This is a genomic window from Achromobacter aegrifaciens, from assembly GCF_902859965.1.
Classification (GTDB): domain Bacteria; phylum Pseudomonadota; class Gammaproteobacteria; order Burkholderiales; family Burkholderiaceae_B; genus Achromobacter; species Achromobacter aegrifaciens.
On sequence record NZ_CADIKO010000001.1, the window covers coordinates 814,123 to 832,271 of the forward strand.

Annotated in this window: 19 protein-coding genes; 14 read left to right on the forward strand and 5 right to left on the reverse strand. The window is 67.3% G+C overall.

Going from position 1 to position 18,149, the window contains the following annotated elements; genetic code table 11:
* The first annotated feature begins 244 nt into the window (after nt 1-244).
* The gene (locus HV793_RS03810) at nt 245-562 is read left to right on the forward strand and encodes a hypothetical protein (protein WP_054459343.1); all 318 of its coding nucleotides are present in this window, start codon (nt 245-247) and stop codon (nt 560-562) included.
* 43 nt (nt 563-605) lie between these two features.
* Complete coding sequence (lysM, locus tag HV793_RS03815; RefSeq protein ID WP_054459342.1) at nt 606-1,052, forward strand: peptidoglycan-binding protein LysM; 447 nt, start codon at nt 606-608, stop codon at nt 1,050-1,052.
* A gap of 262 nt (nt 1,053-1,314) precedes the next feature.
* On the opposite strand, the gene ffh is transcribed toward lysM, so the two are convergent.
* Entirely contained in the window at nt 1,315-2,721 is a 1,407-nt protein-coding gene (gene ffh, locus HV793_RS03820; protein ID WP_054459340.1) for a signal recognition particle protein, read from the reverse strand.
* 106 nt (nt 2,722-2,827) lie between these two features.
* Between ffh and HV793_RS03825 the strand changes: the two genes are divergently transcribed.
* From HV793_RS03825 to HV793_RS03840, 4 genes are all read left to right on the forward strand, one after another.
* The gene (locus HV793_RS03825; RefSeq protein WP_054459338.1) at nt 2,828-3,670 is read left to right on the forward strand and encodes a cytochrome C assembly family protein; all 843 of its coding nucleotides are present in this window, start codon (nt 2,828-2,830) and stop codon (nt 3,668-3,670) included.
* A gap of 1 nt (nt 3,671) precedes the next feature.
* Nucleotides 3,672-3,935: a PP0621 family protein gene (locus HV793_RS03830; RefSeq protein WP_158598561.1), complete on the forward strand. Its 264-nt coding sequence runs from the start codon at nt 3,672-3,674 to the stop codon at nt 3,933-3,935.
* Between the two features lie 72 nt (nt 3,936-4,007).
* Nucleotides 4,008-4,586 (forward strand): 1,6-anhydro-N-acetylmuramyl-L-alanine amidase AmpD, encoded by a 579-nt coding sequence (ampD, locus tag HV793_RS03835; protein WP_119450465.1) that lies wholly within the window; start codon nt 4,008-4,010, stop codon nt 4,584-4,586.
* Between the two features lie 16 nt (nt 4,587-4,602).
* Entirely contained in the window at nt 4,603-5,223 is a 621-nt protein-coding gene (locus HV793_RS03840; RefSeq protein WP_054459332.1) for a glutathione S-transferase family protein, read from the forward strand.
* A gap of 17 nt (nt 5,224-5,240) precedes the next feature.
* Here the strand turns inward: HV793_RS03840 and HV793_RS03845 are convergent, their stop codons facing one another.
* Entirely contained in the window at nt 5,241-6,059 is an 819-nt protein-coding gene (locus HV793_RS03845) for an IclR family transcriptional regulator (RefSeq protein WP_054459330.1), read from the reverse strand.
* Between the two features lie 334 nt (nt 6,060-6,393).
* Here HV793_RS03845 and HV793_RS03850 point away from each other — a divergent pair, with 334 nt between their 5' ends.
* The 4 genes from HV793_RS03850 to HV793_RS03865 are packed head-to-tail and all read left to right on the forward strand — an operon-like array spanning nt 6,394 to nt 10,556.
* Nucleotides 6,394-7,395, forward strand: a complete 1,002-nt coding sequence (locus tag HV793_RS03850; RefSeq protein WP_054459328.1) for a 2-dehydro-3-deoxygalactonokinase — start codon at nt 6,394-6,396, stop codon at nt 7,393-7,395.
* A 9-nt stretch (nt 7,396-7,404) separates the two neighbouring features.
* Nucleotides 7,405-8,058 carry a 2-dehydro-3-deoxy-6-phosphogalactonate aldolase gene (locus HV793_RS03855; RefSeq protein WP_054459326.1) on the forward strand — a complete coding sequence of 218 codons (654 nt, stop codon included), beginning with the start codon at nt 7,405-7,407 and terminating at the stop codon, nt 8,056-8,058.
* Complete coding sequence (dgoD, locus tag HV793_RS03860; protein WP_054459324.1) at nt 8,055-9,203, forward strand: galactonate dehydratase; 1,149 nt, start codon at nt 8,055-8,057, stop codon at nt 9,201-9,203. Before HV793_RS03855 ends, dgoD begins: the two co-directional genes overlap by 4 nt.
* Nucleotides 9,204-9,245: 42 nt before the next feature.
* On the forward strand, nt 9,246-10,556 hold the full coding sequence (locus HV793_RS03865; RefSeq protein WP_119450466.1) for an MFS transporter: 1,311 nt from the start codon (nt 9,246-9,248) through the stop codon (nt 10,554-10,556).
* A gap of 79 nt (nt 10,557-10,635) precedes the next feature.
* On the opposite strand, the gene HV793_RS03870 is transcribed toward HV793_RS03865, so the two are convergent.
* From HV793_RS03870 to HV793_RS03880, 3 genes are all read right to left on the reverse strand, one after another.
* Complete coding sequence (locus tag HV793_RS03870) at nt 10,636-11,835, reverse strand: MFS transporter (protein WP_054459320.1); 1,200 nt, start codon at nt 11,833-11,835, stop codon at nt 10,636-10,638.
* A 186-nt stretch (nt 11,836-12,021) separates the two neighbouring features.
* A complete protein-coding gene (locus HV793_RS03875; protein ID WP_119450469.1) occupies nt 12,022-12,795 on the reverse strand; it encodes an IclR family transcriptional regulator in 774 nt (257 codons plus the stop codon).
* The gene (locus HV793_RS03880) at nt 12,785-13,582 is read right to left on the reverse strand and encodes an IclR family transcriptional regulator (RefSeq protein ID WP_175212699.1); all 798 of its coding nucleotides are present in this window, start codon (nt 13,580-13,582) and stop codon (nt 12,785-12,787) included. The genes HV793_RS03875 and HV793_RS03880 overlap by 11 nt, the downstream gene beginning before the upstream one ends.
* A 184-nt stretch (nt 13,583-13,766) precedes the next feature.
* Here HV793_RS03880 and HV793_RS03885 point away from each other — a divergent pair, with 184 nt between their 5' ends.
* The 4 genes from HV793_RS03885 (at nt 13,767) to HV793_RS03900 (ending at nt 18,134) form a co-directional block, all read left to right on the forward strand.
* Nucleotides 13,767-14,933, forward strand: coding sequence for an acyl-CoA dehydrogenase family protein (locus HV793_RS03885; protein ID WP_175212700.1), 1,167 nt, complete (start codon nt 13,767-13,769; stop codon nt 14,931-14,933).
* Between the two features lie 63 nt (nt 14,934-14,996).
* Nucleotides 14,997-15,980, forward strand: a complete 984-nt coding sequence (locus tag HV793_RS03890) for a Bug family tripartite tricarboxylate transporter substrate binding protein (protein ID WP_119450472.1) — start codon at nt 14,997-14,999, stop codon at nt 15,978-15,980.
* 18 nt (nt 15,981-15,998) lie between these two features.
* Nucleotides 15,999-16,967, forward strand: a complete 969-nt coding sequence (locus HV793_RS03895) for a tripartite tricarboxylate transporter substrate binding protein (RefSeq protein ID WP_175212701.1) — start codon at nt 15,999-16,001, stop codon at nt 16,965-16,967.
* Between the two features lie 3 nt (nt 16,968-16,970).
* A complete protein-coding gene (locus tag HV793_RS03900) occupies nt 16,971-18,134 on the forward strand; it encodes an acyl-CoA dehydrogenase family protein (protein WP_175212702.1) in 1,164 nt (387 codons plus the stop codon).
* Nucleotides 18,135-18,149 lie beyond the last annotated feature (15 nt).

The window sequence follows — 18,149 nt, forward strand, 5'->3', positions numbered from 1 at the left end:
GCTGCGATAGCGGCCCTTGTCGCATGTAGCCGCGCGCCCGATGCGGTTTAGACCGATCGCGGCGCATTCCCTGCAAACTGACCAGCATTCTTGCGTAGTCTGCCAACAAGCTAGCAACCTGTTACACGTTAACCCCTCGTCGCCCGGGGAATGTGCGAGTCATAATCGTTCCTGCTGGTTTCGTACGTTCGTCTTGCTGTTGTTCTAGCGTTGCACATCGCCCTCGCGGGGCAGAGGAGGCATCATGAACACCGCAGTCATCATCAACCTGATCATCCAGCTTGTCGCCGGCGCTGCCGCAGGCAATGGCTTGGGAAAGATGCTCCAGCAGTTCAATCTGGGTCCGTTGGGCAATACCATCGCAGGCGCCATCGGCGGCCTGGCAGGGGGTTCCTGGCTGGCTCCGATGATCACCGCCGGAGCGAACGCGGTTGCAGCAGGCAATACGGGACTGGATCTTTCCGCGATCGCCAGCAGCGTGGTCGGCGGCGGCGTCGGTGGCGCCGTGCTGACCTTGATCGCCGGCATCGTGCGCAAAATGTTCATGGGCCAAAAGCCCTGATGGCACTTGTTTCTCTCACCGCAACATAGATAAAGGAAACGCTATGGGTCTGCTCAATTTCATCAAGGACGTTGGAGAAAAGCTCTTCGGCGCCAGCGAGGCCAAGGCCGCGACGGCGGACGAATTGAAGAAAGAGCTCGATAAGCACGGCCTGAATGCCGACGGCTTGCAGATCTCGGTCGATGGCGACAAGGTCACGGTGGCGGGCGAGGCCCTCAGCACTGAAGCGGCGGAGAAAATCACTCTGGCGCTGGGCAACACCGTGGGCGTGGCCCAGGTGGACAACCAACTGAAGGTGAAGCAGGCCACCCCGGAAGCCAAGATGTACACGGTGCAGAAGGGCGACAACCTGTGGAAGATTGCCGAAGCGCAATACGGCAAGGGCCAGGGCGCGAAGAACAACCTGATCTTCGAAGCCAACAAGCCCATGCTGACCAGCCCCGACAAGATCTACCCGGGCCAGGTGCTGCGTATCCCGCCCCTGTCCTGATCATTGCCGTAAATCGGACAGGCTGGAAGGCACCCATGCGCTTTCCGGCTTGCATCGCGGCAGGCGCCCCCTGCTAGCCGCGATTACTTGGCCAGACGCAATGTCTGGCCATTTTTTTCGCCCGTCTCTCCAATGAAAAATGCCCCAACAGGGGCATTCCGGTCCGGCGCAAGAAGGGTCTTTTCCGCAGGGCTGCCTAGGGAAAAAGCGCCCCCTTTTGGGGGGCACCGCCAGCGCACGCAGTGCGCGCGCCGTGGGGGCATCACTTCATTCCGAAGCGGCCCAAGCCCTTCATCCCGCCCATGGCGCGCATCATCTTGGCCATGCCGCCCTTCTTCATCTGCTTCATCATGCCCTGCATCTGGTCGAACTGCGCGAGCAGGCGGTTGACTTCCTGCACCGGCACGCCGGAACCAGCCGCGATGCGACGCTTGCGCGAGGCCTTGATGAGCTCGGGCTTGGCGCGTTCGGCCGCCGTCATGGAGTTCAGGATGCCTTCGGTGCGGCGCAGCTGCTTTTCAGCCTGGCCGCCCTGCAATTGGCCGGCAGCCTGTTGAAACTGGGCGGGCAGCTTTTCCAGCAGCGAGCCCATGTCGCCCAGCTTCTTCACCTGGCCCAGCTGGTCGCGAAAGTCGTTCAGGTCGAACTTGTTGCCCGACTTGATCTTCGCGGCGAGCTTCTGGGCTTCGGCGATGTCGATGTTTTTCTGGGCCTGTTCGACCAGCGAGACGATGTCGCCCATGCCCAGCACGCGCTGCGCCATGCGCTCGGGATAGAACGGCTCCAGGCCATCGAGCTTTTCCGAGACGCCGACGAACTTCAGGGGCTTGCCGGTAACGTGGCGCACCGACAGGGCCGCGCCGCCGCGGGCGTCGCCGTCCAGCTTGGTCAGCACCACGCCGGTCAGGGGCAGCGCTTCGGCAAAGGCGCGCGCGGTGTTGACTGCGTCCTGGCCCTGCATGGCGTCGACCACGAACAGCGTTTCCACCGGCTTGACCAGGTCATGCAGCGCGCGGATTTCGCGCATCATGGCTTCGTCGATGCCCAAACGGCCGGCCGTGTCCAGGATCAGCACGTCATAGTGATGGCGGCGCGCGTGGTCCACCGCGTTACGGGCGATGTCCTCGGGCTTCTGGCTGGGGTCGGACGGCAGGAAGTCCACGCCCACCTGTGCTGCCACGCTCTTCAGCTGATCGATAGCGGCCGGGCGGTAGACGTCGGCGGACACCACCAGCACTTTCTTCTTGCCAGTCTTGCGGCCGTGCTGGGTGTGCTGGCCTTCGCTGAGCCAGCGCGCCAGCTTGCCGGTGGTGGTGGTCTTGCCGGCGCCCTGCAGGCCTGCCATCAGGATGACGGCAGGCGGCTGCACCGCCAGCGACAGTTCGCCGGAGTCGGCGCCCAGGTCGCCGCCCATCAGGGCGGTCAGTTCCTTGTGGACCACGCCCACCAGGGCCTGGCCCGGGCTGAGGCTGCTGGCGACTTCTTCGCCCAGCGCCTTTTCCTTCACGCGCGCGACGAACTCGCGCACGACGGGCAGTGCCACGTCGGCTTCCAGCAGCGCCATGCGCACTTCGCGCAGCATCTCCTGGGTGTTGGCCTCGGTCAGGCGGGCTTCCCCGCGCAGCGTCTTGACGACGCGCGACAGGCGTTGAGTTAGGTTATCGAGCATGAGAGGCGTTTCCGCTTAAACTAGTTGATTGAACGGTGGCCGCAGGCGCGGATTCTGCGCTTTCGGGCGGCATGCGCCCCAAGGCCCCATCCAGACAACGGTTTCTATGTCACTAGGCATTGTATTTCACACGGCGGCTGCCTTGGCGTACGCGGTGCTGGGAGGGTCGCTTTGGATCCGCCTGGCCCGTGGCGGCGGCGTGGAACAGACCGGCAAAATCGCCCGCCTGTGCCTGCTGGGTGCCCTGGTTCTCCATGGAATCGGGCTGCAACAATCGATGCTGGGGGCCCAGCATCTGTTCATCGGGTGGGCGTTGGCCCTGTCCGCGGCCATCTGGCTGGGCATGGTGGTGTTCTGGCTGGAAAGCCTGCTGGTACGCATAGACGGCCTGCAATTGCTGCTGCTGCCGGCAGCCACCATCGCCAGCGGCCTGGCCGCAATCTTTCCCCAGGGCCAATTCGTGCCCCATGCCAACGACGCGTGGCTGCGCGTCCACCTGCTGATCGCCCTGGCGGCCTACGGCCTGATCACCATCGCCGCGCTGCACGCCATGATGATGGCGCTGCTGGACCGCCATCTGCATCGCCCGCTGGAAGCTCCCGCCGAACGCAGCATCGTCGGCCGCGTGCTGGACTCCCAGCCGCCGCTGCTGGTGCAGGAACAGCTGCTGTTCCGCATCATCTGGATCGGCTTCATCGTGCTGACGCTGGCCGTGGGCACGGGTTCGGTGGCGTCCATGAAGCTGACGGGCAAGATCCTGCCCTTCGACCACAAGACCGTGTTCACGCTGCTGTCATGGCTGACCTTCGGCGTGCTGCTGGCCGGCCGCCACGTCTGGGGCTGGCGCGGCCGCGTCGCCCTGCGCTGGACGCTGACGGGTTTCGGGTTCCTGATTCTGGCCTATACCGGCAGCCGGTTCGTGCTGGAAATGATTCTGCATCGAGGTTGAAGTGGGCAAGTTGCTGTTCTGGATTGTTCTGATCATCCTGGTGCTGTTCGTGGCCCGTCTGGCGGGCCGCATGGCCGCGGCGCGGCAAGCCGGCCAGCAGGGCGCGAAAAAGCCCAAGGCCGATGCGCGCGGCCCCAAGCCGCTGGAGTCCATGGTGCGCTGCGCCCACTGTGGCATCCATCTGCCTCGGTCCGAAGCCTTGCAGCAGAACGGCCAGACCTGGTGCAGCTCGGAACACGCGCGCCTGGGCCCGGCCCGGCACTGATCCGCCTGATTAGAGGCTTGCCGCCCTGCACGGCATAATGCGTGTTGGAAACCACACGCATGCTCTCTTCCCATGGCCTTGCTTCTGGATCGTCATGGCTGGCTGGCGCCAGCCCCGGGTGTTTCGCTCATGCCCTCCCCCAACTGCGACGCGCGCCCTGCCGGCGCGCAGGCGTCGCTGCTGGTGCTGCACAACATCAGCCTGCCGCCGGGGCGATTCGGCGGCCCTGAAGTCGCGGGGCTGTTCCTGAATACGCTGGACTACGGTTCGCATCCCTGGCTGGAACGGCTGCGCGGCCTGCGCGTGTCGGCGCATTTCTTCATCCGCCGCGACGGCAGCATCATCCAGTTCGTATCCACCGACGAACGCGCCTGGCATGCGGGCGTGTCGCGTTTTGCCGGCCGCGAACGCTGCAATGACTTTTCCATCGGCATCGAGCTCGAGGGCACGGATACCCTGCCCTATGCCGAAGAGCAATACCTGGCGCTGCGCAAGCTGACGCCGGCTCTGCGCGCGCGCCATCCGCTGGCCGCCGCCTGGGGCCATGAACACATCGCCCCGGGCCGCAAGACCGATCCCGGACCCGCTTTCAACTGGACGCGCTTCTCGCGCGACAGCGGCTTTGCACGGCGGCAGCTGCCGCCCGTCTGACACTAAAGGAATGGTTATGTTGAAGATCTGGGGACGCCTGACTTCCGTCAACGTTCAGAAAGTCATGCTGGCGGTGCGCGAACTGGCCCTGCCGCACTCCTTCACGCAGGCTGGCGGTCCGTTCGGCGTGGTCGATACGCCCGAATTCGCCAAGCTGAATCCCAACCGTACGGTCCCCGTCATCGACGACGGCGGCTTCGTGCTGTGGGAATCGAACGCTATCGTGCGCTATCTGTCCGCGCGCTACGGCGTCGGCAGCCTGTGGCCGGAAGACGTATGCCTGCGCGCCGACGCCGACCGCTGGATGGACTGGCAGGCCACCGAATGGCAGGGCGTCATGGGTCCGGCGTTCCTGGGCCTGATCCGCACGCCCGAGGAAAAGCGCGACCGCGCCGCCATCGAAAACTCGGTCAAGCGTTCGAATGCCCGTGCCCTGATCCTGGACCAGGCCCTGCAGGGCCGCGAGTTCATCGCCGGCCGCCAACTGACCATGGGTGATATCGCCCTGGTCTGCTCCGCCCACCGCTGGCTGGCCCTGCCGATCGAACGACCGGACACGCCGGCGCTGTCGGCCTGGTACCGCCGCGTCATGATGCGTCCGGCCCCGCAGGGCGTGCTGACGCTGCCGCTGGAATAAGACACAGGGCCGCGGCCTCAGCCGCGGTCCACCTTCCATCCCAGTTCCGCTGAAATCCCCGCTGCGGCGCCCTGCACCACGGCGACCATGTCGCGCATGCGATCCAGCGACATATAGGGCACCGTGCTGGACACACTGATGGCGGCGACGATGCCGCTGGACGCGTCGCGCACGGGCGCCGCCACGCAGCGGATCGACGGTTCGTTGTCTTCCAGGTCGAACGCGTAGCCGTGGGCGGCATAGTCGCGCATACGGTCGCGGAAGGCCTCCCAGGTCTGGCTGCCGCCTCCCGCGCGCGACGACACCGGCGCGCCGACACGGTATAGCGCTTTCCACTGCGGTTCTTCGGTATCCAGCAGCAAGGCTTTGCCCACGCCCGTGGCGGCCAGCGGCATGCGGTGCCCCACGCGCGAGCGCATCTCCAGCCCCTTCTTGCCGGGGATCTTTTCCAGGTACAGGACTTCGTCGTTGTCGCGCACGGCCAGGTGGATGGTGTCGCCCGTCTGTTCCGCCAGGCTGTCCAGATAAGGACGCGCCAGCGTCGCCATCGGAAAGGCTTCGCGCGCCTGGAAACCCAGTTCGATCAGCTTCGGCCCCAGCACATAGCCCACGCCGGGCAGGGACCGCAGATAGCGTTCCTGCACCAGGCAGCTGGCCAGCCGGTGCGTGGTGCTGCGCGCCACGCCGATGCGGGCGCAGATTTCCTTCAGGTCGCGCGCGCCGCCGGACACGGCCTGCACCACCGCCAGGCCGCGCATCAGCGTCTGCGTGCCGGCGGGCGCGGCGCCATCGGGGTCCAGGGTGGGCGTACGGTCGGGAGTCTGCGTAGAGGTCATGAAAGCGGGGCCAGGCGACAAAGAGAACGATTGCAAGCATAACCGCCACCATCGCAGCGAGATGCGGGGAAAAGGCGCGCTTTCCGGGCGATATGCCCGGAGGATGCTCCAGGCGCAGGGAGCGCGCCTCATCACCGTTCTTTCCCTGTATGTGGGATTTAATTCTATATTTTGAGATTTTTCAAGCGCTGATCTAGAATTTTTCCCATCGCCCGCCGCGTGCTCACGAACATCCGGCGGGCCTGAGACAACAAGGTCCGCAGAGCCCTGCCCCCGCGCCAGCCTCACCGCGCGTCCGCAGCCCGGTTTGCGGCCGGAAACGAGACAGCTTCTGATGACTACCGGATCTCCCGCCCGCGCGGCGCTTATCGCGCTGGATTGGGGCACCTCCTCGCTGCGCGCCTACCGTCTGGATGCCGCCGGCCGCACGCTGGATACGCGCCATCTGCCCTGGGGCATCATGCGCCTGCCGCAGCCGCTGCAGGACGGCGCCGCCACCACCGCCCTGTCGGGCTTCGAGCTGGCCTTCGAACAGGCTTGCGGCGATTGGCTGCGCGCCGAACCGGCCCTGCCTGTGATCGCCTGCGGCATGGTCGGCAGCGCCCAGGGCTGGAAGGAAGCCGCCTACCTGGACGTGCCGGTCGACCTGCAGCGCATCGGCACGCTGCTGACCAAGGTCGAACGCGAGGACGGCCCTGCCCTGCACATCGTGCCCGGCCTGATCCAGCGCCATGGCCTGCCCAACGTCATACGCGGCGAAGAAACCCAGGTCGTCGGCGTGATGGCGGACCAGGCGACCCGCAGCGCCGACAGCGTCCTGATAGGCCTGCCCGGCACGCATTCGAAGTGGGTCAGCGCCCGCCGCGGCCGCGTCACCCACTTCGACACCTTCATGACCGGCGAGGTCTACGCGGCGCTGCGCGGCCACACCATCCTGGGCCGGACCATGGCCGACGCCGCCAGCGCCGACATGGCCGCCTTCGAGCGCGGCCTGAAAGTTGCCGGAGCGCCCGCCGGCCGCGCGGGCGTGCTGTCCACCATCTTCAGCACGCGCGCGCTCGGCCTGACCGGCGAACTGGCGCCCGAATCGCAGGCTGACTATCTGTCGGGCCTGCTCATCGGCCATGAAATCGCGGCGCTTGCCGACATGCTGCAGCAGCAGGGCGAACTGCCCCGCATCGTGCTTTGCGGCGACCCCGCGCTGTGCCGGCGCTACATCCAGGCCATGCAGCACTACGGCCTGGGCACGCCCGAACAGGCGCAGAACGCCACCGAGCGCGGCCTGTGGCACCTGGCCATCTGCGCCGGGCTGATCGCCTCGCCCCCCACGGAATAGGAACCAAACATGAACCATCCCGGTCTGCAAACCGCCATGGCCCACTGCGGCCTGATCGCCATCCTGCGCGGCATCAAGCCCGCCGAGGCCGAAGCCATAGGGCAGGAACTCTATGCCGCGGGCTTTCGCCTGATCGAAGTGCCGCTGAATTCGCCCGATCCGCTGGACAGCATCCGCGCCATGCGCGCGGCGCTGCCCACCGACTGCCTGATCGGCGCGGGCACCGTGCTGGATCCCGAGGACTGCGCCCGCGTGCAGCAGGCCGGCGGCGAACTGATCGTCATGCCGCACAGCGACGCCGCAGTGATCCGCGCGGCCAAGGCGCTAGGCATGGCCTCCTGCCCCGGCGTGGCCACGCCCACCGAAGCCTACGCCGCACTGGCGGCCGGCGCCGACGTGCTGAAGATGTTTCCGGCCGAACAACTCGGCCCCGTCGTGCTGAAGGCCTGGCGCGCCGTGCTGCGCCCGCCGATCGCGCTGGCGCCCGTGGGCGGCATCACGCCCGACAACATCGCGATTTACGCCCAGGCGGGCGCCAGCGGCTTCGGCCTGGGCTCCGCCTTGTACAAACCCGGCCTGTCGGCCGCCCAAGTCGGCCAGAACGCGCGCGCATTCATCGCGGCCTGGCAACGCGCCTATCCCGCCCAGGAGACCCAAGCATGAAGATCACCAAGCTCACCACCTACATCGTGCCGCCGCGGTGGTGCTTCCTGAAGATTGAAACGGACGCCGGCATCGTAGGCTGGGGCGAACCGGTCGTCGAAGGCCGCGCCCATTCGGTCGCCGCCGCCGTCGAGGAACTATCCGACTACCTGATCGGCAAAGACCCCCGCAACATCGAAGACCACTGGACCGTGCTGTACCGCGGCGGCTTCTACCGCGGCGGCGCCATCCACATGAGCGCGCTGGCCGGCATCGACCAGGCCCTGTGGGACATCAAGGGCAAGGACCTGGGCGTACCCGTGTCGCAGCTGCTGGGCGGCAACGTGCGCGACCGCATCCGCGTGTACTCGTGGATCGGCGGCGACCGCCCGGCCGACACCGCCGCGGCCGCCAAGAGCGCCGTGGAGCGTGGCTTCACCGCCGTGAAGATGAACGGCACCGAGGAACTGCAGTACATCGATTCCTTCGACAAGGTCGAGAAGTGCCTGGAGAACGTGGCCGCCGTGCGCGACGCGGTCGGCCCCAACGTAGGCATAGGCGTGGACTTCCATGGCCGCGTGCACAAGCCCATGGCCAAGGTGCTGATGAAGGAGCTGGACCCGTTCAAGCTCATGTTCATCGAAGAACCCGTGCTGAGCGAACACTACGAAGCATTGAAGGAACTGGCCCCGCTGACCTCCACCCCGATCGCGCTGGGCGAACGCCTGTTCTCGCGCTGGGACTTCAAGCGCGTGCTGTCCGAAGGCTATGTGGACATTATCCAGCCTGACCCGTCGCACGCCGGCGGCATCACCGAGACCCGCAAGATCGCGGCCATGGCCGAAGCCTATGACGTGGCGCTGGCGCTGCACTGCCCGCTGGGCCCGATCGCGCTGGCCACCTGCCTGCAGATCGACGCCGGTTGCTACAACGCCTTCATCCAGGAACAAAGCCTGGGCATCCACTACAACGCCGCCAACGACCTGCTGGACTACGTCAGCAACCGCGAAGTCTTCGCCTACGAAGACGGCATGGTCGCGATTCCGCAAGGCCCGGGCCTGGGCATCGAGGTCAACGAGGAATACGTGAAGGAACGCGCCGCCGTGGGCCACCGCTGGCGCAACCCGATCTGGCGCCACGCCGACGGCAGCTTCGCCGAATGGTAAGCCGATAAAAATCAGCCGATAGAGAGAAAGAGGAGACATCCCTTGTCCACTGCCACCCACGCCGGCCTGCAGGGCGCCCAGCGCCCCACGCGCAGCCGGTACCTCATCATGGTGATGCTGTTCATCACCGTCGTCATCAACTACCTGGACCGCAGCAACCTGTCGATCGCAGCACCCGCGCTCAAGGACGAGTTCGGCCTGGACACCGTGCATGAAGGCCTGATCCTGTCGGCCTTCGGCTGGACTTACGCCGCCATGCAGATCCCCGGCGGCTGGCTGGTGGACCGCGTGTCGCCGCGCGTGCTGTACGCGGCCGCGCTGATCCTGTGGTCGGCAGCCACGTTCTTCATGGGCTTTGCCGGCAGCTTCGTCATCCTGTTCGTGCTGCGCCTGGCCGTGGGCGCGCTGGAAGCCCCGGCCTATCCGATCAACAACCGCGTCGTCACCACCTGGTTCCCGGAACGCGAACGCGCCACCGCCATCGGCTTCTATACCTCGGGCCAGTTCGTCGGCCTGGCGTTCCTGACGCCGGTGCTGGCCTGGTTGCAGCACCACTACGGTTGGCACATGGTGTTCGTCAGCACCGGCCTTCTGGGCATCGTATGGGGCGTGCTGTGGTTCATGATCTACCGCGAGCCGCGGCAGTTCAAGGGCGCGAACGCGGCAGAAATCGAGCTGATCCAGCAGGGCGGCGGCGTGGTCGACCTGGACCGCAGCGTCAAGGAAAAGAAGGCCCCGTTCAACTGGAACGACCTGGGCCTGGTCATGAGCAAGCGCAAGCTGTGGGGCGTGTACCTGGGCCAGTTCTGCCTGACGTCCACGCTGTGGTTCTTCCTGACCTGGTTCCCCACTTACCTGGTCAAGTACCGCGGCATGGACTTCATCAAGTCCGGCTTCCTGGCGTCGGTGCCCTTCCTGGCGGCCTTCATCGGCGTGCTGTGCTCGGGCGTGCTGTCCGACTTCCTGATCCGCCGCGGCGCCACCGTCGGCCTGGCGCGCAAGCTGCCCATCATCCTGGGCCTGCTGATATCCACGTCCATGATCGGCGCCAACTTCACCGACTCCACGCCTTGGGTGATCTTCTTCCTGGCCGTAGCCTTCTTCGGCAACGGCCTGGCGTCGATCACCTGGTCGCTGGTGTCCACGCTGGCGCCGGTGCGCCTCCTGGGCCTGACGGGCGGGGTGTTCAATTTCGTCGGCAACCTGTCGTCGATCTGCACGCCCATCGTGATCGGCTTCCTGGTGACGAAGGACAGCTTCGCGCCCGCCATCGTGTACGTGTCGTCGCTGGCCCTGCTGGGTGCGCTGTCGTACATCCTGCTGGTGGGGAAGGTGGAACGGATCGAGGCCTGAGCGACGCCGCGATTTCCCTGCATGAAGAAAGGGCGCCTGCATGCATAGGCGCCCTGTTTACTTGCTGCGCGTAGCGGCTTCAGCAGCCCTGCATCGCCAGCTTGCGTTGGCGCTGGTTGCTGGCGCGCTGCCACAGCACCAGGCCCAGACCCGCTGCGGCGATGATCGCGCCGGCGACCGGCACCGCGGCATAGCCCATGCCCGCCGAGATCACGCCCCCGCCCGCTGCGGCGCCTACCGCGTTACCCAGGTTGAAGGCGCCCACGTTCACTGACGACGCCAGCCCCGGCGCATCGGTGGCGGCGCGCATGACGCGCATCTGCAGCGGCGGCACCACCGCAAACGTGCCGAAACCGAAGATCAGCAGCGCAATCGCGGCGCCGGTCTGCGTCGTAGCGAGCCACGGGAATGCCAGCAAGTCGGCGATGATCAGCACCAGGAAGGCGATCAGGCTGCCATCCAGCGAACGGTCGGCAAAACGCCCGCCCACCGTATTGCCGATAGTGAAGCCGATGCCGATCAGCACCAGCATCGCCGTGACGAAGTTGGGCGATGCGCCCGTCAGTTCGGCCAGGGTCGGCGCCACGTAGGTGTAAAGCGTGAACATCGCGCCCGCGCCCAGCACCGTGGTGAGCAGGGCCACCAGCACCACCGGACTCTTCAACACGGCCAGCTCGCGGCGGATGTCGGGACGGCGTCCGGCCTCGCCGGCCGGCAGCGCGAACCACAGCGACAGCATCGCGATCAGGCCCAGCACCGAGGTCGCGGCGAATGACATGCGCCAGCCTATGACCTGACCCAGCCACGTGGCTGCGGGCACCCCGCCGACGTTGGCGATGGTCAGCCCCAGGAACATGGTGGCCACGGCGCTGGCCTGCTTGTGGCGCGGCACCACGCTGGCCGCCACCAGCGAACCCAGGCCGAAGAAGGCGCCGTGGTTCAGGCTGGTGACCAGGCGCGCCAACAGCAGCGTCGTGTAGTTGGGCGACAGCGCGGACAGCACGTTGCCCACCGTGAAGATCGCCATCAGCACCAGCAAGGCGTTGCGGCGCGACCAGCGCGACAGCGCCAGCGTCATCAGCGGCGCGCCCACCATCACGCCGATGGCGTAGGCGCTGATCAGCATGCCGGCGCTGGGTATGGACACGTCCACCCCTTCGGCGATGACGGGCAACAGGCCCATGGGAGAAAACTCGGTCACGCCGATGCCGAAGGCACCGACGGCGAGCGCCAGCAATGGCAGGCCGGCCTTCACCGGCTGGGAGTCCTGGGGATTCATCTGGTTTCCTTGGGTTCGATTGCGCCGACCGGGAGAGCGGGCCGGCGCAAAGGGGCCGGCACGCGGGAAAACCCGGATCGGAAGACAGGCGTCCAGTATGCCGCCGTCATCCTTGCGAAAAAAGGCAGGAAACAGCGAAACACTTTTGACCTGGAGTCATGAATCCGGAAAAGGGGCCGATTCGTCTCAGGCCAGTCCCAGCAACCTTTCCGTCTCGCGCGCCAGGGCGACCAGGCGCGGGCCGATGTCGGCCGCGCGCTCGCGGTAAGGCCCGTCCTGCGCCGGCACGCCGCAATTGAAGACGTACAGCAACGACTGATAGGGCCTGCCCAGCGGCGCGGCAAAGCCATAGGCGTCCGGCCGCCACTCCAGGTTGTTGCCGCAATATCCCTTGCGCTCCAGATCGCGGCGCGCGGCCGCCAGGCTGGGGAAGTGGGCATCGTAGTGCCGGGGATCCGCCACGCGCAGCTGGTTCAGGACGACCGCCCGCTCCTCATCCGACACCCGCGCCAGCCAAGCCTTGCCGGCGGCGCTGGACAACAGCGGCAGCGCCGCGCCTATATCGGGCCGCGTCTGCAAGGCTTCGTTGGAGCGGGCCGTCTCCACGTACACCATCTGGAGGCGGTCACGCACCACCAGCGACACGGCGCCGCGCGCGTGGTCGGCCAGCTGCTTCATCAGCGGCCGCGCCAATTGCCGGATCTGCATGCTGGCGAGCAAGGGATAGCTCAGCGCCAGCACCGAGGCGCCCAGCCGGTAGCGCGCCGGCTCGCCCTCGCGTTGCAGAAAACCCAATTCAACCAGCGTATGCGTCAAGCGCGCCACAGCGCTGCGCGACAGGCCGGTCTGCTGCGCGAAGTCCTTGTTGGCCAGCACCGGGCGGTCGGCGCGAAAGCACGCCAGGATGTCGATACCACGCGCCAGCGTGGTGGTGAATTCCCGGTCCTGGTCATGCGTCATTCTGGCGCTCCAGCACTTTTTCCACGCGCGCCACCAGCGTCAGCAGACGCGGCGCGATGCGGCCGCGCAGGTCGCCCGGCCGCAGCCGCGTCACGGGCACGCCGCAGTTGAACACCAGCGCCTGGCCGTCGACCCGCGTGCGCATGGGCACCGCCACCGCGTGCACGTCCGAGTGCCAGTCGCCCTGCCCCACGCAATAGCCATGCTCGGCGTAGTCGCGCTGAGCCTGCTCCCAGTCCGGCGCGTGACGCCGCCAGACGGCGGGATCCTGGCGCCGCAGCGCCGCCAGCAAGGGCTCAGCCTCGTCCGCCGGCGCCTGCGCGAGCCAGGCGCGCCCCATGGCCGAAGGCAGCAGCGGCAGCAAGGCGCCGATGTCCGGCCGGAACGACACGGCGTCATGGCCGCGACAGGTTTCCACGTACACCATGTTCAGGCCGTGATGCATGCCCAGCGAGGCCGAGCCGCCCGCCGCATCGGCCAGGCGCTTCATCAGCGGGCGCGCCAATTGGCGAACCTTGATGCTGGCCAGAAGCGGATAGCTCAGCGACAACACCGCCGTGCCAAGCCGGTACCGCCGCAAGCCCCCGTCGTAGCGCAGCAAGCCGCGCTGCATCAGCGTGGTGGTCAAGCGTGAAATCGTGGCCTTGGACAGGCCGGTGCGGTCCGCCAGTTCGCGGTTGCTGAGCGCGGGTTCGCCATGCCGGAACGCCTGCAGCACTGACAAGCCGTGCGCCAGCGTGGTGGCGAAGGCGGGGTCGGCATGGCGCTCGCCGGGGCGGGTGGTCATGGTGGAGGTCCTGGGCGCGGCGCGCGCGGAATGCGCGGTCTGTCCCTGCCGATCATAGAGCAGCGACGGCCCGCCATGCGTTCAAGATATCAAAACACTTGTCTCAAATCCCGCGGCCTTTTGCTAGCCTGGATTCAACACGGCGCGGCACGCATCAGCGCCCATGATGAAACGGAGACTAGCCATGATCAGGGACCCTGACGGATTCCCGCAATTCCTCGAATCGCTGCGCCGCTACGTGCGAGAGCAACTGGCGCCGCGCGAAGCCGAGGTCGCCCGCCTGGACGAGGTGCCACAGGACCTGGTCGCCGGCATGGCCGCGCAGGGACTGTTCGGCTATTCCATCCCGGAGCAATACGGCGGCGCCGGCATGACGACCGAGGAGCTGATCCTGGCGGCCATGGAACTGTCGCAATGCTCGGTGGCGTTTCGCGCCCGGGTCGGCACCAACACGGGCATCGGCTCCGAGGCGCTGGTGGCGGACGGCACCGACGCGCAGAAGGCCCGCTACCTGCCGCGGCTGGCCTCCGGGGAACTGACCGGCTGCTTCGCCCTGACCGAGCCGCAGGCGGGTTCCGACGCCACTGCGCTGCGCACCACCGCCGTGCGCGACGGCGACCACTACGTGCTGAACGGCGAGAAGTGCTTCATCACCAATGCCCCGCTGGCGGGCCTGTTCACCGTCATGGCGCGCACCGATCCCGATGCGCCTGGCGCCAAGGGCATCACCGCATTCATCGTGGAGCGCGGCACGCCGGGCCTGTCCACCGGCCAGCCCTACGACAAGATGGGCCAGGCCGGATCGCCGGTTTCCGCCGTGCATTTCGAGGACTGCCGCGTGCCGGCAGACTGCATCATCGGCGGCCAGGAAGGCGTGGGCTTCAAGACGGCCATGAAGGTGCTGAACAAGCAGCGCATCCATCTGGCCGCGCTGTGCATCGGCCCGGCGATCCGCATGCTGGACGACACGTTGCGCTTCGTGGCCGAGCGCCAGCAGTTCGGCAAGCCGCTGATGGACTTCCAGCTGATCCAGGCCATGCTGGCCGACTGCCAGACCGAGATCCAGGCCGCCCGCGCGCTGGTTCTGCAAACCGCCCGAGAGCGCGATGCGGGCGAGGACGTGACGCTGAACGCCTCGATCTGCAAGTACTTCGCGTCCGAGATGTGTGGCCGCGTGGCGGACCGATGTGTGCAGATGCATGGCGGGTATGGCTACATCGCCGATCACGGCATCGAACGCTTCTACCGCGACGTGCGCCTGTTCCGCCTGTACGAGGGCACCAGCCAGATCCATCAATTGAACATCGCCCGCCATACGCTGAGCCAGGCGGGCTACACGCCCGGCCGCTAGGGCAATACAGGGACCGCAGCCGCAAGAAGCCGGCGGCCCGCCAAACCAAAGGAGACTTCCATCATGCTGCACAAGCACCTGCCGAAGTGGATCGGCGCCATGGCCGCCGCCTTCGCCTGCGCGGCGCTGCCGCCGCAAGCCGCGGCCGCCTATCCCGACAAGCCCGTGAGGCTGATCGTGCCCTTCGCCCCGGGCGGCTCGACCGACATCCTGGGCCGCCTGCTGGCCGAGGCGCTGCATCCCATCCTGGGCCAGCCGGTCATTGTGGAGAACAAGCCCGGCGCTGGCGGCAACATCGGCGGCGACTTCGTGGCCCGCGCCGCGCCCGACGGCTACACGCTGCTGCTGGCCGCTGCCGGTCCCACCGTCATCAATCCCAGCCTGTACGCCAACATGCCGTTCAACCCGGCCAAGGACCTGGCGCCCATCACCTGCCTGGAACGCGAACACAACCTGATGGTGGTGACGAAGTCCATGCCGGTGAAGACGCTAGAGGAGTTCCTGCAGTACGCGCGCAACAACCCCGGCAAACTGTCGTTCGGCTCCCCCGGCAACGGTTCGCCCGCGCAACTGGCTGGCGAACTGCTCAAGCAGCAGACCGGCATCCAGGCCGAGCATGTGCCCTACAAAGGCACCGGCCCCGCCATCACCGACCTGGTGGCCGGCCACATCGATTTCATGATCGACAACATGCCGGCGCTGCTGCCGCAGGTCAAGGCGGGTGGCCTGCGCGCGCTGGCGGTGCCCAGCGACCAGCGCGCCACCGCCGCGCCCGACATCCCCACCTTCGATGAAGCCGGCCAGAAGGGCTTCGTGGTGATGGCCTGGAAGGGTTTGATGGCGCCTGCCGGCACCGATCCCGCGGTGATCGAACGGCTGCACGCCGCCGTGGTCAAGGCGCTGCAAGACCCGCAGCTGCGCACCCGCTTCCAGGAGCTGGGCGCGGAACCACTGGCCAGCACGCCCGCCGAGTTCGCCAAGCAGATCGCGGACGAAACCGCCTGGTGGGGCAAGCTGGTGCAGTCCACCGGCACCCGCATCCAGTAAGCCCGCCGGGAGACCGCCATGCAAGCCTTGATCCGAACGTTGCGCGCGCTGTGCGCCGTCGCCCTGCTGGGCGCGGCCGGGGCGGCGCAGGCTGCCTATCCCGACAAGCCGGTACGCCTGATCGTGCCCTACGCGGCCGGCGGCGGCACCGACACCGCGGCGCGCATGATCGCCCGCAAGCTGGCGCCCTTGCTGGGCCAGCCCGTGGTGGTCGAAAACAAGCCCGGCGGCGCCACGCAGATCGGCACCGCCTTTGTCGCCAGCGCCGCGCCCGACGGCTACACCTTGCTGATGGGCACCGCCAACCTGGCGACCAACAGCGTGCTGTACGCCAAGCTGCCCTATGACGTGAAGAAGAACCTGACGCCCGTGGTCTGGGCCACGGATGTGCCGGTCTACCTGCTGCTGCCCGCCGCCAGCCCGATACGCAGCCTGGAAGACTTGAAGCGCGCTGCCGCGCAGCAGCAGGGGCTGACTTTCGCCACCGCGGGAACGGGCAGCATCCCCCATCTGGCAGGCGAACAGTTCGCGCACCAGACCGGCATCGCGCTGCGGCACATCCCGTACAAGGGCAGCAGCGAAGCCGCCACCGCACTGGTCGGCGGCCAGGTCCAGATGAGCTTCGACAACCTGCCGCCGGTGTATGCGCAGGTCAAGGCGGGACGTCTGCGCGCCGTCGCCATCGCCTCGCAAACACGCAATCCCGAGCTGCCCGACGTGCCCACGCTGGCTGAACTGGGCGTGCCGATGTCGGCCTCGTCCTGGTGGGGCGTGATGGCGCCCGCCGGTACGCCCAAGGACGTGGTCGCCCTGCTGAACCGGCAGATCAACGCCGTGCTGGCCGATCCGGAAGTGCGCAGCTACTTCAACGGGCTGGGCATGCAAGCCACGGGCGGCACGGCCGAAGCGTTCGGCCGGCACATCGCCGACGAAACCGACAGATGGCGCGCCGTGGTCAAGCAGGCCGGCGTCAAGATCGAGGAATAAACCATGCAGTCCAAGCCAGAACGCAACGGCGGCGACGCCCTGCAAGACCTGTGCGCGCGCGTGCGCCGCTTCGTCGACGAGGTGGCGATACCGGCCGAGTCCCCCGCCATTGCCCGCGACGTGGCCGCGCTGGATCGCTGCGTCGCCCAATTGCGCGTACAGGCCCGCGAGGCCGGCCTGTATGCGCCCCAGTTGCCGCAGGGATGGGGCGGACTGGGCTTGGGCTGGCGCGCCCTGGCACAGGTGCTGGAAGAAGCGGGGCGCGGCTTCCTGGGCCCCGCCGCGCTGAACTGCGCCGCGCCCGACCAGCCCAACATGTTGACGTTGCTGCGCCTGGGCGACACCGCCCAGCAGGAGCGCTTCCTCGCGCCGCTGGTGCGCGGCGAACAGCGCGCCTGCTTCGCCATGACCGAGCCCGCCCCCGGCGCCGGCTCCGATCCGTCCATGCTGCGCACGCGCGCCGAAAGGCGCAACGGACGCTGGGTGCTCAACGGCCATAAGCAATTCATCAGCGGCGGCGTGGGTGCGGATTTCGCGCTGGTGCTGGCGCGCACCGATACCGGCGCCACGCTGTTCCTGGTGCCGGCGGACACGCCGGGCTACCAGGTGGTGCGCGACATCGGCATGGTGACGGGCTACCAGATCGGCGGCCACGCCGAAATCCTGCTGCAAGACTGCGAGGTCAGTGACGAGGCCGTGCTGGGCGAGCCCGGCCGCGGCCTGGAATATGCGCAGCTGCGGCTGGAGCCTGCCCGCCTGTCCCATTGCATGCGCTACATCGGCCGCGCCCGGCGCGCGCTGGAGACGGCGCAGGCCTATGTGGTGCGGCGCGAATCCTTCGGCGCGCGCCTGGCGGACCTGCAGCAGATCCAGGCCATGGTCGCGGACTCCCACATCGACCTGCATGCCAGCCGCCTCATGACGCTGGACTGCGCAGCCCGCATGGACGAAGGCCTGTCGGTGAAACAGCACAGCGCCATGGCCAAGGTCTTCGTGTCCGAGGCCGTGAACCGCGTGGCCGACCGCGCCGTACAGATGATGGGCGCATCGGGCCTGTCGGACGACACGCCCGTATCCATGGTCTGGCAGGAGATGCGCCCCTTCCGCATTTATGACGGCGCCAACGAACTGCACCGCGCCACGCTGGCGCGCCGGCTGCTGGCCTGATCCCTTAAGGAGACG